Below are 1,270 nucleotides of genomic sequence, written 5' to 3'. Positions count from 1 at the left end.
TTGCGGTTCCAGTATATTCAGGAGAACGCGCGGTTTGTTGAGGATGTGGATGTTTGAGTGGGAGTAACGATTATGAGTAACGATAGACTGTTCTTTGTCGATCAAGCTTCATTACCAAACCTACCCGGTATGATGCTAAGGATTATTGAAGCCTTACGGGCTATTGGCGGTTCCGCACACATACGAGAACTGGACGAAAAAGTTATAGAGTTGGAGGGCGTTACCGAGGATGAGCAATCCCTACCTATGTCGGGTGATGATCCGCGAAATCGAGTTAATTATTATCTAGCTTGGGCGCGAACCTACCTCAAGCGTGGCGGCGCTATAGAAAACAAAAGCCGTGCAGTATGGACGCTAACGTCAGTCGGCTTCTCCATTGGTTCCATAGATGCAACGAAAGAAATCTACGAAAGAGTTAACCAAGAGGAACGAGAACGAGCGAGGCAAAAAAGGAAAAGCCAAAAGAACGCCGGTCCGCAACTAACCCAGGTAGAGAAAGTTCAATTTATTGAACAACAAAGCCTTAATCTCGAGGTCAACGGTGATGGAGATGTCACCGCGAGAGATTGGTCTGAAAACCTTCTTGAAGTCGTAGGCCGAATGAACGCGGCAGGTTTCGAACGCCTTTCTCAACGCCTTCTAAGGGTAGCGGGGTTTACTAAGGTTGAGGTGCGGGGAAAATCCGGTGATGGGGGAATTGATGGTGTTGGGGTTTTGCGTGTCAACTTAGTTTCATTTCAAATTTATTTTCAGTGTAAAAAATGGAAAGGAAGCGTGGGCTCCAAAGAAATCCGAGATTTTCGTGGCGCTCTTCAAGGTCGTGCCGATAAAGGTCTTTTTATCACGACCGGAACTTTTACTGCGCAAGCTTCTGATGAAGCAACTAGGGATGGCGCAATCGCTATCGACCTCATTGATGGCGAACGCCTATGCGAGCTACTCAAGGAGCACGGGCTTGGCGTGAAAACAAAGACAATTGAAGTGATTGAAATTGACGAAAATTGGTTTAGTGAGGTTTAACGAGCCTTAGGCTAATTTAGCCGACGATCAGACCTTATCATCTGCATTGTCTCTCTCGGCCGGCACCCCCCGCCCAACCCGCGCATCCTCGGCCCGTCCCCAGCCGGAGCTTCGGATGCGCCCCCTGCCCCTTGGTATTCGCTTAGCGCGCGCCGCCCTTCCCGCGGGCTGGCACTGCATCGGCGGTATAGCGCGCTTTATGCCAGCCACATCCCGCCCCGTGCTGTGCTAGGCACCCTGCCCCACCAGA

General features: G+C 50.6%; 1 protein-coding gene. It reads left to right on the top strand.

The genetic code is table 11. The features are described 5' to 3' along the window. Window positions 1-72: 72 nt before the first annotated feature. Window positions 73-1,020 carry a restriction endonuclease gene (locus KG698_RS15310; protein WP_213686404.1) on the top strand — a complete coding sequence of 316 codons (948 nt, stop codon included), beginning with the start codon at window positions 73-75 and terminating at the stop codon, window positions 1,018-1,020. Window positions 1,021-1,270: the final 250 nt, after the last annotated feature.

Origin of the sequence: Roseicyclus sp. (assembly GCF_018402035.1) — a bacterium.
Classification (GTDB): Bacteria; Pseudomonadota; Alphaproteobacteria; order Rhodobacterales; family Rhodobacteraceae; genus Roseicyclus.
Note: the sequence above shows the minus strand (reverse complement) of the source record. Positions and strands in the feature narration are given on the sequence as shown.